A 14921-nucleotide genomic window follows, 5' to 3' on the forward strand; every position below is an offset into this window, starting at 1 on the left:
GCCACGGCAGCGGCGCGCTTACCGGGGCGCTGCCGCCATCGTCGCGTCGTCCTCCTGCCACCACCCACCCCCCAGCGCCTGCAGCAGCGCCGCCGAATCCGCCAGCCGGTCGGCGCGCGACTGCGCCAGGTCCAGTGAAGCCTGACGCGCCTCGCGTTCGGCATCGAGCACGGCCAGCTGGCTGACGCCGCCGAGCCGGTACTGTTCCGACACCACCGCCAGCGTGTCGCGCGCCTGGCGCGCGTTGTCGGCGCGCTCGCGCAGCGTGGCGGCGTCGGCCTCGAGCGCGCGCAGCGAATCCGCCACGTTCTGCAAGCCTTGCAGCACGGCCTGCTGGTAGGCGGCCAATGCCTGCTCGTACGCGGCTTCGGCGGCGCGCTTGCGGGCCTGCAGCTCGCCGCCGCGGAACACCGGCTGCACCAGGCCGGCCGCCAGGCTCCACACATTCAGGCTGCTGAACAGGTCGCGCGCCGCGGTGGCCTGGCTGCCGCCACTGGCGCTCAGCGTGACCTGCGGATAGAGGTTGGCGGTGGCCACGCCGATATCGGCGCTGGCCTGGCGCAGCAGCGCTTCGGCCGCGCGGATGTCGGGGCGCCGCCGCGCCAGCGTGGCCGGCAGGCTGACCGGCAGCGTGTCGGGCAGGTGCAGCGCGTCCAGCGTGAATGCCGGCAACGACGCCGCCGCCGGGGTCTGGCCGGTGTAGACCGCGAGCTGGTGCCGCGTTGCTTCCAGCTGGCGCTGCAGGCCCGGCACCAGCGCCTGCGTCTGCGCGAGCTGTGCGCGCTGGCGCTGCACGTCGACGCGCGCGACGCCGCCGGCGCGCAGGCGGTCCTCGGCGATGCCGAGCTGCCGCCGCTGGGCTTCGGCCAGCGCCACGGTATCGGCCAGCTGCGCGCGCAGTCCGGCCTCGCGGATCGCCGCGGTGGCGACGTTGGCGGCCAGCGCCAGCCGCGCCGCTTCCAGCTCGTAGCGCTGGTAGTCGACCGCTGCCTGCAGCCCTTCCAGTTCGCGCCGCTGGCCGCCGAACAGGTCGAGCACGTAGGACACCTGCACCGTGGCGCCATACAGCGTGAACGGTCCGGGGCTCGGGATCGACGTGATGCCCATCGACTGGAAATTGACCTGCTGGCGCGTGGTATCGAGCTGCGCGTCGACCGCGGGCCAGCGCGTCGCGCCGGTGCGCGCGGCTAGGTTTTCCTGTGCCTCGCGCAGCCGCGCGCGCGCCTGCGCCAGCGTGGGGCTGGCGTCGAGCGCCATGCGGATGGTGGCGTCCAGCTCCGCGCTGCGGAACAGTGTCCACCATTGCGCCGGCACGTCGGCGCCGGCGGCCAGTGTCTGCGCGTGGGATTGCGCGTGGCGCTCGCCGCTGTCGGCCGCCACGGTGGCGACCGGTTGCGGGCCCGGCACGTAGCCGGCATCGTCGGTCGGCGCGGGGCTGCGGAAATCAGGGCCGACGGCACAGCCGGCCAGCAGCGCGGCCGCGGCCGCGGCCATGGCCACAAGAGGAGGAAATCGGGTCATGGCAGCCATCCTTCAGTCCAGCGTGCGGCGGTAGAAACGCACCGCGATTGTCATCACCACCACGATGAACAGCGCCATCGGCCAGACCTGCGGCCAGAGCTCGGCCCAGCCGCTGCCCTTGAGCAGGATGCCGCGCACCATGCGGTTGAAATACGTCATCGGCAGGATGTTGCCGATCGCCTGCGCCCAGCCGGGCATGCCGGCAAACGGGAACATGAAGCCCGACAGCAGGATGTTGGGCAGGAAGTAGAAGAAGGTCAGCTGCATCGCCTGCAACTGGTTCTGCGCCAGTGACGACAGCGTGATGCCCACCGTCAGGTTGGCGGCAATGAACAACAGCGCGGCCAGGTACACCGCCGTCACCGAGCCGACGAAGGGCACGTCGAAGACCCAGCGCGCGGCCAGCAGCACGATGGTCGACTGGATCAGCCCGATGAAAATGTACGGCACGATCTTGCCGGTCATCACCTCCAGCGGCCGCACCGGCGTGGCCAGCAGGTTTTCCATGGTGCCGCGCTCGCGTTCGCGCGTCATCGCCAGCCCGGTCATCATCACCATGGTCATCGACAGGATCACGCCCATCAGGCCGGGGATGATGTTGTACTGGGTCAGGCCCTCGGGGTTGTACAGGCGCTGCACCTGCACGTCGAACGGCGCCTTGCCGCCCGCCAGGGGCGCCAGCGAGCCTTTCAGGTCATGCGTGCCGACGCTGAACGGCAGCTGCGGCAGCGCGGCGATCGCCTGGCCGGTGGCCGAGGGATCGGTGGCATCGGCCTCCACCAGCAGCGCGGGGCGTTCGCCGCGCAGCAGCTTGCGCGTGAAGTCGGGCGGGATGCTGAGCACGAACTGCACCTCGCCCTTCATCAGAGCCTCCCTGCCGGCGGCTTCGTCGGGCAGCGTGGCGACCACCTTGAAGTAGGTGGAGTTCTGCATGCTGGCGATAAAGGTGCGGGTGAATTCGCTCTGGTCGGCGGCGATCACCGCGGTCGGCAGGTGGCGCGGGTCGGTGTTGATGGCAAAGCCGAACAGCAGCAGCTGCATGATCGGCAGGCCGACGATCATGCCGAAGGTGACGCGGTCGCGCCGCAGCTGCAGGAATTCCTTCAGCACGATGCTCCACCAGCGCTGGAGCGAAAAGCGCGTGCCGCTGGCGCGTGGCTTGCGGGGGGTGCGGGGGTTGCGGATGGCGGCGGCGTTCATGTCGGCTCCTTCGCCTTGCGCGTGCCCATGTTGTCCTCGGCCCGGCTCATCATGTGGATGAACACGTCTTCCAGGCTGGTCTCGGTCTGCGCCACGCGGCGCCCCGGTCCCGCCAGGCGTTCAAGCGTGGCGGCCAGCGCCCGCGCATCGCGGCCGGTGACGTGCAGCGCGGTGCCGAATGCCACGGTCTGCTCCACGCCGGGCGCACCCTGCAACTGCTCCGACAGCGTGGCAAGGTCGTCGCCTTCCACGCTCCATGTCGACAGCTGCTGGCTGGCCACGACTTCGTCGGCGGTGCCTTGCGCCAGCAGCTTGCCGTAGGCGATATAGGCGAGCTTGTGGCAGCGCTCGGCCTCGTCCATGTAGTGCGTGCTGACCAGCACCGAGATGCCGCGCGCGGCAAGCAGGTGCAACTGCTCCCAGAAATCGCGCCGCGCCTTGGGGTCGACACCGGCAGTGGGTTCGTCCAGCAGCAGCAGTTCCGGTTTGTGCAGCAGGCACGCCGCCAGCGCCAGACGCTGCTTCCAGCCGCCCGACAAGGACCCCGCCAGTTGTGCCGAGCGCGTAGCCAGGCCGAGGTCTTCGAGCGCGCGGTCGACGGCGTTGCGCCGGTCCGGCATGCCGTACACGCGCGCGACGAAGTCGAGGTTCTCGCGGATCGACAGGTCGTCCCAGTACGAGAACTTCTGCGTCATGTAGCCGACGCGTCGCTTGATTTCGTCTGACTCGGTCAGGATGTCGAAACCCAGGCAGGTGCCTTCGCCCGAATCCGGCGTCAGCAGGCCGCACATCATGCGGATGGAGGTGGTCTTGCCACTGCCGTTGGGGCCGAGGAAGCCGAAGATCTCGCCGCGCGCGACCTGCATGCTGAGGTCGTTGACCACGTGCTTGTCGCCGAAGTGCTTGTTCAGCCCGCGCACGTCGATGGCGAGCCCGTGCGCGGCGCCGTTGGCGTTGGCGTTCGTGTCCGTGTTCATTGCCGCACCACCTCGACGGGCTGGCCGGGCCGCAGCTTGATGGCATCGGCGGCCGACGGGCGCGCTTCCACCAGGAACACCAGCTTGTTGCGGGTCTCGTTGCTGTAGATCACCGGCGGCGTGAATTCGGCTTCGTTGGCGACATAGGTGATGCTGGCCGCCACCGGCGCGGCGCAGCCATCGCAGCGCACCTGCACCGCCTGGCCGTTGCGCAGCGCGCCGACCACGGCCTCGGGCACGTAGAAGCGCACCTTGACGTTGCCCGGCGGCAGCATGCGCACCACCGGGCTGCCGGCGGGCACCCATTCGCCGAGGCGATAGGGCGTGTCGTAGACCAGTCCCGCCTGCGTGGCGGCCACGGTCTTGCGCGACAGCTTCCAGTCCGCTTGCGCCAGCGCGGCGCGCGCCGCGGCCACCTGCGCCGCCTGTGCGGCCTGTTGCGCGTCGCGCCCGGGCAACCGCGCCACGTCGATATCGCGCTGCAGCTCGCGCACGCGCGCCGCATCGCTGCGGGCCTGGGCGCGCGATTCGTCGAGCTGCGCCTGCGCAATGCCGCCGATCTCGAACTGGCGCTCGTCGCGCCGCAGCGCGGCGGCGCTGCGTTGCGCCTGGGCCTGGGCCTGCGCCAGCTGGGCGCGGCTGACGTCGACTTCGACCGGGCGCTTGCCGGTCTTCATGTCCTGCAGCTGCGCCTCGGCTGCGCGCAGCTGGTCTTCGGCCTGCTGGCGCGCGGCGCGTTCGTCGTCGGATTCGAGCGCGAACAGCGCGGCGCCCTGCGCGACCTGCTGGCCGCGCTGCACGGAGAGCGTGTCGAGGCGGCCGGCAAAGGGCGAGGCGACGCTGACGAACTCGCCTTCGATATAGCCTTGCCAGGTGTCGGCGCCGGACTTGCTGCAACCGGCGGCCAGCAGCGCGGCGCCGAGCAGCGCAGCGATGGGGAGCGCGCGCGGCAGCGCGAGAAGGGTGGAAACAGCGGAGGAAACTGCGGTGTTCATGCGGCGGACTCCGGGGAATGCCTGGGCGCGCGGCCCTTCTTTTTCGATGCCGGTGCAGGGGAGGCTTCGGCGCGGGCAGTAGTCGGGACGGGAGCCAGCCCGTGCGTGAGCAGCGCCGAGACATGGCGCACCAGCGCGTCGGTATCGACCGCTTCGGCACCTGGCAGCCGGCGCCAGATATGCGTGGTGGCCAGCGGCAGCAGCGTCAGTCCCACCAGCGACGGCATCAGCAGCGCTGGCTCCAGCCCGCGGTTGAGTTGCCCGTTGGCGATCGCCGCCGCCAGCGGCGCCATCATGGTGCCGGCACGCTGCAGCGCGAACCGCTTCAGCACGCGCTCGCGCAGCGCGCCGTCGTCGCTGGCGACCTCGCGGATCCACAGCCCGGGAAACCAGGGCGTATCGGCCGCGGCGCGGACCAGCCGGGTGGCGATGCCGACCAGCATTGCCAAAGGCTCCAGGTCCTGCGGGCCGTTTGCGAAGAACTGCGCCACCAGCGGCTGCACCTTTTCCTCGATCACGGCGTCGAGCAGCTGTTCGCGGTCGCTGAAGTAGTAGTGGACCAGCGCGGGCGTGACGCCAGCCTGCACGGCGATGGCCTTGACCGGCGTGCCGGCGACGCCTTGCCGCGAGAACAGGTCGGTGGCGGCATCGAGGATGCGCTCGCGCTGGCCGGGCTGGCCCGCGGCAGGGCGGCCGGGTGTGCGGCGCTCTGGCGGTTTGGGGGTAGCGGGTTTGCGTGGCATGGATCCGTGCGGGAAGCTGTATCGAACTCAATATTAATTTTTGAGTTAATTAATTCAAGCTCGGTTACAACGTCGGTATTTCCGCACCCGGCTCGCGGTGGACATGTCATGTGCCCTTGGCTATGCTGCACGCGCCGGGCGCGCCGCTCCCGCCACATCGTCCGCCCAGTTCCCTTGTTCATGCCGTTTTCGCCACTTGCCGCCGCGTACCCGCGCGCCCGACGCCGTTTCCGCCGCGCGCTGGCTGCGCTGGCTTGCTGCGCCTGTCTGCCCGCCGCCGCGCAGCAGGCAACTGCCGCTGACGACGCCGACACGGAAAGCCCGTTCGCTTTCCATGGCCAGAGCACTTATATCTGGCAGCGCAAGCCGGCCTTCGGTGCCGCTTACTCGGGTCCGAACAGCCTCGGCACCGAGCGCGCGAAGAGCTACTCGTTCACCGCTACACTCGATCTCGGCTTGCGGCTGTGGCAGGGCGCCGAGTTCCATTTCAACCCGGAAGTGGCGCAGGGCGTGCCGTTCTCGGGGCTGCACGGCGTGGGCGGCCTGTCGAACGGCGAACTGGCGAAAGGTGCGAGCACCAGCCCGGTGTTCTACCGCGCGCGCGCGTTTATCCGGCAGAACTGGGGCCTGGGCGGCCCCACCGAGACGCTGGAGGCCGACTTCAACCAGTTCGCCCGCACGGTGGACCAGCGCCGCGTGGTGCTGACCGCGGGCAACTTCGGCGTGCTCGACGTGTTCGACCAGAACGAATTCGGCTCTGACCCGCGCACGCAATTCATGAACTGGTCGTTCCTGACGCACGGCGCCTTCGACTATGCGGCGGATTCGCGCGGCTATACCTGGGGCGTGTCGCTGGAGTACATCGGCGACGGCTGGTCGGCGCGCATCGGGCGCTTCCTGCAGCCGCTGGAATCGAACGGGCTGGAGCTCGATACGCGCATGTTCGAGCACTACGGCGACGTCATCGAGCTGGAGAAGCGCTACCAGCTCGCGGGCAGGCCCGGTACCGCGCGGTTGCTGCTGTTCCGCAACAAGGCGCGCATGGGTGCGTTCAGCGATGCGATCCAGTTCGGCATCGCCAACAACACCACGCCGGACCTGGCCGAGGTGCGGCGCGAGCATGCCAAGACCGGCGTCGGCTTGACGCTGCTGCAGGAGGTGACCGATTCGCTGGGCGTGTTCGCGCGCGCCAGCCTGTCTGACGACAAGACCGAGACCTATGCCTTTACCGAGATCGGCAGGCAGGTGTCAGCGGGCGGCGTGCTGAAGGGGGATGCCTGGGGGCGTGCCCGCGATGCGCTGGGCGTGGCCGTGGCGATCAATATGCTGGGCGGCCAGCATCGCAGCTATCTTGCCGCGGGCGGGCAGGGCGCGTTTCTTGGCGATGGCGCGCTGCGCTATGGACCCGAGCAGATCCTGGAGATCTACTACAGCTTCCAGCCGGTGAAGTACCTGAGCATCAGCCCGGACTTCCAGTTCGTGCGCAATCCCGGCTACAACCGGGATCGCGGGCCGGTGAAGTTCTATGGGGTGAGGTTTCACGGGGAGTTTTGAAGCGCGTCGGCATTCGACGATGCCGCTTCAAATCCCGCGGGCCGGTCCCCTCTCCCGCTTGCGGGAGAGGGTTAGGGAGAGGGCCAGAGCGTCGCAGCCTGATTCCGCTTGTCGCGAGGCACGCGCCTGCCCTCACCCCCGGCCCCTCTCCCGCAAGCGGGAGAGGGGAGCAAACCGGCGATAGCTCCGACGCTATCGCCGGTTCAAACGCTACTGCCGCGCATTCCTCTTGTTATCCGGCCACGCCGTATTGAAGTTGGTCCGGAACGGATTGATATCCAGCCCCCCACGCCGCGTGTAGCGCGCATACACCGCCAGCTTTACCGGCTTGCATTGCCGCATCACGTCCATGAAGATCCGCTCGACGCATTGCTCATGGAACTCGTTGTGGTTGCGGAACGAGATCAGGTACTTGAGCAGCGCTTCCTGGTTGATCGGCGCGCCGACATAGCGGATCTGCACGCTGCCCCAGTCGGGCTGCCCCGTGACCAGGCAGTTGGATTTCAGCAGGTGCGACACCAGTGTCTCTTCCACCGGCGTTTCGTCCTGGTCGGCGAACAGCAGTTCGGGCGCGGGCTCGTAGCGGTCGACCTCGATGTCGAGCCGGTCCAGCAGCAGGCCGTCGAGCTCGCCCATCTGCTGCTTGCCGAGATCGGCCTCGGTGACCAGCCGCACCTGCACCGTGCCGCCGGTGGCTTCGGACAGGTCGTGGTGCAACAACTGCTGCAGCGCTTCCGGCGAAGCGATCCGGGTCTGGTTGAACGAGTTCAGGTACAGCTTGAACGACTTGGACTCGACGATGTTGGGCGTGTCCGACGGGATGATGAAGGTGGCCAGCGCGACCTGCGGCTTGCCCTTCAGGTTCAGCCACGACAGCTCGTACGCATTCCAGATGTCGACACCGAAGAACGGCACCGGCTTGCCTTCGGGCAGGCCGATCTCGGTGCGCTTGGGCTGGCGCGGGATCGGGAACAGCAGCGAGGCGTCGTATTCGGTCTTGTAGGCCGAGGGCTTGCCCAGCGGCGAGTGTTCGGGGAGGCTCATGGGGCGCTCAGCAGAAATCGGGACAGCAATCAGGACAGCATCAGGCCAGGAACAGCTTGTACACCGGATTGTCGGTTTCGTCCCAGTGTACGTAGCCCAGCGTCGAAAGGAAGGCGCGGAAGGCGCGCTTTTCGTTCTTCGGCACCTGGATGCCGACCAGGATGTTGGAGGTGTCCGCGCCCTGGTTGCGATAGTGGAACAGGCTGATGTTCCAGTTCGGGCTCATGCTCGACAGGAACTTCATCAGCGCGCCCGGGCGCTCCGGGAACTCGAAGCGGTACAGCAGTTCGTCATGCGCCAGCGCCGAGCGGCCGCCGACCATGTAGCGGATATGCTGCTTGGCCAGTTCGTCGTTGGACAGGTCGAGTGTGTCGAAGCCGTGCTTGCGGAAGCTGGCGGCGATCTTGTCGTTCTCGGCGCGGCTGGCGATCTGCACGCCGACGAAGATATGCGCCATGCTGGTGTCGGCGATGCGGTAGTTGAACTCGGTCACGCTGCGCGTGCCGACCAGCTCGCAGAAGCGCTTGAAGCTGCCGCGCTCCTCGGGGATGGTCACGGCGAACACACCTTCGCGCGCCTCGCCCACCTCGGCGCGCTCGGCGACAAAGCGCAGGCGGTCGAAGTTCATGTTGGCGCCGCAGGCGATCGCCACCAGGTGCTGGCCTTTGAGCTTCTCGCGCTCGGCATACGCCTTCAGGCCCGCCACCGCCAGCGCGCCGGCCGGCTCCAGGATGCTGCGGGTGTCCTGGAACACGTCTTTCACACCGGCGCAGATGGCATCGGTATCGACCAGGATGATGTCGTCGACCAGCTCGCGCGTGATGCGGAAGGTTTCCTTGCCGACCAGCTTGACCGCGGTGCCGTCCGAGAACAGGCCCACTTCCTTCAGCTCGATGCGCTTGCCGGCATCGACCGAGCGCTTCATCGCATCCGAGTCGAAGGTCTGCACGCCGATCACCTTGATCTCCGGACGCACCGCCTTGATGTAGGCGGCGACGCCCGAGATCAGCCCGCCACCGCCGATGGCGACGAACACGGCATGGATCGGGCCCGGGTGCTGGCGCAGGATTTCCATGGCGATGGTGCCCTGGCCCGCGATCACTTCGGGATCGTCGAACGGGTGGATGAAGGTCAGCTTGTGCTTCTTCTCCAGCTCGGCGGCGTGGTGGTAGGCATCGCTATAGGACTCGCCGTGCAGCTCGACCTGGACCCACTGGCCGCCGCGCTCGCGTACCGCGTCGATCTTTACCTGCGGCGTGGTCACCGGCATCGCGATGATGGCCTTGCACTGCAGCCGGGCCGCGGACAGCGCCACGCCCTGGGCATGGTTGCCGGCCGAGGCCGCGACCACGCCGCGCTTGAGTTCCTCCGCCGACAGCGAGGCCATCTTGTTGTACGCGCCGCGCAGCTTGAACGAGAACACCGGCTGGGTGTCTTCTCGCTTGAACCAGACCGAGTTGCCGGTGCGCGCCGACAGCTGGTGCGCATAGGTCAGTTCGGTTTCCTGCGCCACGTCGTAGACCTTGGCGGTCAGGATTTTCTTCAGGTAATCGGGGCGGGCGGCGGACGAGCGGGTCATGGTGTCAGGGCAGGGGCCGCGGGGGCGGCGCAAAAAAACCGGAAATTCTGGCGGAAACCGCCAATGATAAAGGATGGCGGCGCCACGCACCCCACCGGGGCGGCCCATCCGTCGCCCGCGGGAGATTGCGCGGGAGGGGAGTGGGCGTCCCCTGAAGTGGTGGAGAATGCACTGGCGGCGGGGCTCGGAGCGTTGCGCCGGGGCTGGCCCCGGACTTGCGTCGGCTGACGATTGCGCTGCCGCCATGTAGGACTGCGCCCGGTGGACGCCGGTCAAAACGACGTGTTACGGTGTAACGCGATGCCTCAGCTACCGCTTATCGAACCCAATACCGCCCTGTTTCTCGACTTCGACGGCACGCTGGCCGACCTCGCGCCGCGGCCCGAACTGGTGCAGGTGGAACCAGAACTGGTCGGCACGCTGCGAACGCTGTACCAGCGGCTGGACGGCGCGCTCGCCGTCATCTCCGGCAGGCCGATCGTCGAGCTGGACCATTTCCTGCGGCCCCTGGAGCTGCCGGCGGCCGGGATCCACGGCGCCGAATTCCGCACCGACGGCGGCATGGTGTCCAAGACACCCGCGCCCGGCCTCGAGCCCCTGATCCCACACCTTGAAGCGCTGGTGCACGCCTATCCGGCGTTGCGGCTGGAGCGCAAGTCCGTTGCCGTTGCCATCCACTACCGCCAGGCGCCAGAGCTGGCCGGCCTCGTCGATGCCGCGGTCACTGACGTATTGCGCCACGCGGTCGGGCTGGAAGCGCTGCCCGGCAAGATGGTGGTGGAGATCAAACCCGCCGGTGTCGACAAGGGCGATGCCATCAACGCCTTCATGAAGTCGGCGCCGTTTTGCGACCGCACGCCGCTGTTTGCCGGCGACGACATGACCGACGAGCCCGGCTTTGCCGCCGTGCGCAAGCTCGGCGGGCTGGGCGTGCTGGTGGGCCGGCGCGAGACCGTGGCCGGCGTCTGCGTGGAAGGGCCCGCTGCGCTGCGCAGCTGGCTGCACCGCTCGGCGCGGGCGCTGGATCAATCCGCGCGCGCCGCCGGCCTTCCCGGCGCAGTGCCGCACGAGGCCGAGCCAGGCCACGACGGCGCACCGCGCCACAACCCGCATCCGACAGCATCCTGAGGGAGGTATTGCTGTGACCAATACGAGCAGCCCCAGCGAGCTGGGCAAGCCGCCGAGCGAAGGTGTGAACAAGAGCGTGGACGGCAACAGCCGGTATGCCGAGCCGTCGCTGTCGCTGGGCATGATCGGCAACTGCGCGATCTCCGCGCTGGTGGATGGCCGCGGGCGCATCGTCTGGTCGTGCCTGCCGCGCTTTGACGGCGACCCCGTCTTCAATGCGCTGCTGGACACCAGCGACAACGCGGGCCAGTTCTCGATCGAGATCGAGGACTTCCACAGCGCCAGCCAGTGGTACGAACCCAATACCGCGGTGCTGCGCACGCGGCTGACCGACACCCATGGCAACTGCCTGGAAATCACCGACTTCGCGCCGCGCTTCTTCAGGCTGGGCCGCTATTTCCGTCCAACCACGCTGATCCGGCGCATCCGCCCCGTGCGCGGCGCACCGCGCGTGCGGGTGGTGGTGGCGCCGCGCTTTGAATGGGGCCGCAAGGCGCCGGAGATCACGCGCGGCAGCAGCCATGTGCGCTACATCGGTGAATCGATGACGCTGCGCATGACCACCGATGCGCCGCTGGCCTACGTGCTGTCGCACACGCCGTTCCTGGTCACGCGCGGGCACAACTTTATCCTGGGCCCGGACGAAACCCTGGCGCACGGCGTGGAAGAAATCGCGCGCGATTTCGAGCAGGAAACCACTGCCTACTGGCGCCTGTGGAGCCGCCGGCTGGCGGTGCCGCGCGAATGGCAGGACGCGGTGATCCGCGCCGCCATCACGCTGAAGATGTCGCTGTATGAAGAGACCGGCGCGATCGTCGCGGCGATGACCACCAGCATCCCCGAGGCGCCTGGCAGCGGCCGCAACTGGGACTACCGCTTCTGCTGGCTGCGCGATGCGTTTTTCGTGGTGCGCGCGCTCAACAGCCTGTCCGAGGTCGGCACCATGGAAGACTACCTGCGCTGGCTCTCCAACGTGGTGATGCAATCGCAGGACGGGCATATCCAGCCGCTGTACGGCATCGGCCTGGAGCGCGAGCTGCCGGAGAGCATGCTCGACCACCTTTCCGGCTACCGCGGCATGGGGCCGGTGCGCGTGGGCAACCAGGCGCAGGAACACTTCCAGCATGACGTCTACGGCAACGTGGTGCTGGGCGCGGCGCAGGCCTTCCATGACCACCGGCTGCTGCACCGCGGCGGCCCGGCCGAGTTCCGCCGGCTGGAAGAGGTGGGCGAGCAGGCGGTGAAAGTCTTTGGCACCCCCGACGCCGGCATGTGGGAGTTGCGCACACGCGCCCGCGTGCATACCTCGTCGGCGCTGATGAGCTGGGCCGCCTGCGACCGGCTGGCCAAGGTCGCCGAAAAGCTGCAGATCCCGACGCGCGCGGCGTACTGGCATGACCATGCCAACCGCATGAAGGAACAGATCCTGGCCGAGTCGTGGAGCGAATCGCGCCAGGCCTTTGCCGAAAGCTTCGGCGGGCGCGAGCTCGACGCCAGCGTGCTGCTGATGGCCGAGGTCAACTTCATCGATCCGCGCGATCCGCGCTTTATCGCCACGGTGAAGGCGCTGGAGACTTCGCTGTGCGACGGGCCGTATATGCGCCGCTACGAGGCGCCCGACGATTTCGGCAAGCCCGAGACCGCGTTCAATATCTGCACCTTCTGGCGCATCGATGCGCTGGCGCGCATCGGCCGGCGCGAAGAGGCGCGCGAGATCTTCGAAGCAATGCTCGCCGCGCGCAATCCGCTCGGCTTGCTGTCCGAGGACACCCATCCCGTGACCGGCGAGATGTGGGGCAATTTCCCGCAGACCTACTCGATGGTCGGGCTGATCAATGGCGCGATGCGGTTGTCGGCGCCGTGGGACACGGTGATCTGATCCCGCGCCCGCGCCCCCGACATCGCGCACGACAAGAACAAAGGAATCCAGAAAACAGCATATGCCAAGACTTGTAGCGGTATCCAACCGGGTCGCCGATCCGCGCAACGTGGCCGCCGGCGGCCTCGCCGTGGCGCTTTCCGAAGCCTTGCGCCAGACCGGTGGGATGTGGTTTGGCTGGAGCGGCAAGGCGCTGGATTCCGCCCAGGGCGGCACCCCTGGCGAAGGCGAACTGCACCTGCAGCAGGCCGGCAATGTAACGCTGGCCACGGTGGACCTGAGCCGCGAAGACCACGACGCGTATTACGTTGGTTACAGCAATGGCGTGCTGTGGCCGGTGTTCCACTACCGGCTCGACCTCGCCGACTTTGATTCCAACTTCCTCAATGGCTACCGCCGGGTGAACCAGCTGTTCGCGCGCAAGCTGGCGCCGCTGCTCAAGCCGGACGACGTCATCTGGATCCACGACTACCACCTGATCCCGCTGGCGTCCGAGCTGCGCGCGATCGGCTGCGGCCAGAAGATCGGCTTCTTCCTGCACGTGCCGCTGCCGCCGCCGCTGATCCTGGCGGCGATCCCGCAGCATGAGTGGTTGATGCGCGCGCTGTTTGCGTACGACCTGCTCGGCTTCCAGAGCCACGCCGACGTGGAGCACTTTTCGCGCTACGTGCAGGCCGAGGCCCAGGCCGAGCCGATGGGCGAGCACCGCTACCGCGCCTTCCATCGGACCGTGCGGGCGCAGGCCTTCCCGATCGGGATCGACGTGGATGAGTTCGTCACACTTGGCCGCGGCGAGGAGGCGCAGGAAACCTACGAGATGATGTGCGCCCAGTACGCGCGCCGGCGGCTGCTGCTTGGCATCGACCGGCTCGATTACTCCAAGGGCCTGCCGCAGCGGCTGAAAGCGTTCTACCGGCTGCTGGCGGAGTATCCGGAGAACCGGATGAGCGCCACGCTGGTGCAGATCGCCGCGCCGTCGCGCGAATCGGTCGATGCCTATGTGGACCTGCGCAGCGCGATGGAACAGTTGACTGGCGCGATCAATGGCGAGTTCGGCGAGTTGGACTGGATGCCGGTGCGATATATCCATCGCACTACCGCGCGCAAGCGGCTGCCCGGGCTGTGCCGAGCGAGTCGCGTGGCGTTGGTGACGCCGCTGCGTGACGGCATGAACCTGGTGGCCAAGGAGTTTATTGCCGCGCAGGATCCGGAGGATCCGGGGGTGCTGGTGTTGTCGCGCTTTGCCGGGGCGGCCGAGCAGTTGAAGGAAGCGCTGCTGGTGAATCCCTACGATACCCGTGCGACTGCGCAGGCGATCCAGCAGGCGTTGCATATGCCGCTGGCCGAACGCCAGTCGCGGCACCAGAAGCTGCTGGAGCGGATTCGGGCGCAGGACGTGCACTGGTGGAGCAGTGAATTCTTGCGCGCATTGGCTGAGACTGAGGGCGGTTGATGGCTTGGTCGCCCGCCGGTCGGGGAGTAGATCATGAGTGAAGATCTGGCATCGCAAACATGCACGCCATGCCGTGGCGGTGTCCCGCCGCTGACGCCTGACGAGGCTGAGGCGTTATTGCCGCAGGCGGTGGGGTGGGATCTGGTGGATGGGGCTACGCGGTTGGAGAGGCGGTTTACATTTGCCAATTTTGCTGAGGCGTTGGCGTTTGTTGGCCGCGTTGGGCAACTGGCGGAAGAGCAAGGGCATCATCCGGAGATCAGTTTTGGGTGGGGGCATGCCACGGTGTCGTGGCGGACCAAGAAGATCAAGGGGCTGCATCGGAATGATTTCATTATGGCGGTGAAGACTGGGGAGTTAGTGGGGTAGGGTGTTTATTTTGGTAGTGCCTTGCGGCTGGCATCTGGTGGGTATTTGATATGCCCTGTTCCGCCCTAAAGGGCGGGTAACTTTTTGTCCGAGCGACAAAAAGTCACCAAAAAGCGCGTTTACTGCCCTGGGCGGGCGGCCACTCTTATCGTAGTGGGCGGAGGCTTTCGTACGGGGCTTCGCTTCCTCGCAAAGCAGCACTGCCTGACGCCCTGGTGCGCCACGGTGGCTGGGATTGACGCGGTGTTTGGACGAGCCCAGAGCTGTGGGTGGTCCCTGCTGCTGGCGTCAATTTAGGAACGCCTACGGCTGCGCTGCGCGCCGGCAGTATCTCAGGTCAGGGGCTCTGGCAGGGCCTGTCAGTTTTTTTGTGTGCAGGGCAGTTAAAGGCTCACCATCTTTTCGACTGCTGAGCCAGCATTATCTCAACGATGTGGATGAGTGAAGCGTTCCTCATAGAGGATCGCAAACTGGTTCAT

12 protein-coding genes are annotated in these 14921 nt (G+C 67.5%); 5 read left to right on the plus strand and 7 right to left on the minus strand.

Annotation, left to right across the window (positions count from 1 at the left end; genetic code table 11):
• Positions 1–18: 18 nt before the first annotated feature.
• The 5 genes from VSR71_RS26750 to VSR71_RS26770 are packed head-to-tail and all read right to left on the minus strand — an operon-like array spanning position 19 to position 5436.
• Positions 19–1521 carry an efflux transporter outer membrane subunit gene (locus tag VSR71_RS26750; RefSeq protein WP_342916786.1) on the minus strand — a complete coding sequence of 501 codons (1503 nt, stop codon included), beginning with the start codon at positions 1519–1521 and terminating at the stop codon, positions 19–21.
• A gap of 12 nt (positions 1522–1533) precedes the next feature.
• Positions 1534–2721, minus strand: coding sequence for an ABC transporter permease (locus tag VSR71_RS26755; RefSeq protein ID WP_342916787.1), 1188 nt, complete (start codon positions 2719–2721; stop codon positions 1534–1536).
• Entirely contained in the window at positions 2718–3698 is a 981-nt protein-coding gene (locus VSR71_RS26760; protein WP_342916788.1) for an ABC transporter ATP-binding protein, read from the minus strand. Before VSR71_RS26760 ends, VSR71_RS26755 begins: the two co-directional genes overlap by 4 nt.
• Complete coding sequence (locus VSR71_RS26765; RefSeq protein WP_342916789.1) at positions 3695–4693, minus strand: HlyD family secretion protein; 999 nt, start codon at positions 4691–4693, stop codon at positions 3695–3697. Before VSR71_RS26765 ends, VSR71_RS26760 begins: the two co-directional genes overlap by 4 nt.
• The gene (locus VSR71_RS26770) at positions 4690–5436 is read right to left on the minus strand and encodes a TetR/AcrR family transcriptional regulator (protein WP_342916790.1); all 747 of its coding nucleotides are present in this window, start codon (positions 5434–5436) and stop codon (positions 4690–4692) included. The genes VSR71_RS26765 and VSR71_RS26770 overlap by 4 nt, the downstream gene beginning before the upstream one ends.
• 180 nt (positions 5437–5616) lie before the next feature.
• Between VSR71_RS26770 and VSR71_RS26775 the strand changes: the two genes are divergently transcribed.
• On the plus strand, positions 5617–6990 hold the full coding sequence (locus VSR71_RS26775) for a carbohydrate porin (protein WP_342916791.1): 1374 nt from the start codon (positions 5617–5619) through the stop codon (positions 6988–6990).
• Positions 6991–7200: 210 nt separating this feature from the next.
• On the opposite strand, the gene queF is transcribed toward VSR71_RS26775, so the two are convergent.
• Both queF and ilvA read right to left on the minus strand, forming a co-directional pair.
• Complete coding sequence (gene queF, locus VSR71_RS26780) at positions 7201–8034, minus strand: NADPH-dependent 7-cyano-7-deazaguanine reductase QueF (RefSeq protein WP_012351702.1); 834 nt, start codon at positions 8032–8034, stop codon at positions 7201–7203.
• A gap of 40 nt (positions 8035–8074) precedes the next feature.
• On the minus strand, positions 8075–9613 hold the full coding sequence (gene ilvA, locus VSR71_RS26785) for a threonine ammonia-lyase, biosynthetic (RefSeq protein WP_342916792.1): 1539 nt from the start codon (positions 9611–9613) through the stop codon (positions 8075–8077).
• Positions 9614–9913: 300 nt separating this feature from the next.
• Here ilvA and otsB point away from each other — a divergent pair, with 300 nt between their 5' ends.
• The 4 genes from otsB to VSR71_RS26805 all read left to right on the plus strand — a co-directional run bounded on the left by otsB (position 9914) and on the right by VSR71_RS26805 (position 14442).
• Complete coding sequence (gene otsB / locus VSR71_RS26790) at positions 9914–10741, plus strand: trehalose-phosphatase (protein ID WP_342916793.1); 828 nt, start codon at positions 9914–9916, stop codon at positions 10739–10741.
• A 13-nt stretch (positions 10742–10754) separates the two neighbouring features.
• Positions 10755–12620, plus strand: coding sequence for a glycoside hydrolase family 15 protein (locus tag VSR71_RS26795; RefSeq protein WP_342916794.1), 1866 nt, complete (start codon positions 10755–10757; stop codon positions 12618–12620).
• A gap of 61 nt (positions 12621–12681) precedes the next feature.
• Complete coding sequence (otsA, locus tag VSR71_RS26800) at positions 12682–14073, plus strand: alpha,alpha-trehalose-phosphate synthase (UDP-forming) (RefSeq protein ID WP_342916795.1); 1392 nt, start codon at positions 12682–12684, stop codon at positions 14071–14073.
• A gap of 33 nt (positions 14074–14106) precedes the next feature.
• Positions 14107–14442 (plus strand): 4a-hydroxytetrahydrobiopterin dehydratase, encoded by a 336-nt coding sequence (locus tag VSR71_RS26805; RefSeq protein ID WP_342916796.1) that lies wholly within the window; start codon positions 14107–14109, stop codon positions 14440–14442.
• The last annotated feature ends 479 nt before the right edge of the window (positions 14443–14921 follow it).

It is taken from the genome of Cupriavidus oxalaticus, assembly GCF_038900635.1.
Classification (GTDB): Bacteria; Pseudomonadota; Gammaproteobacteria; order Burkholderiales; family Burkholderiaceae; genus Cupriavidus; species Cupriavidus oxalaticus_B.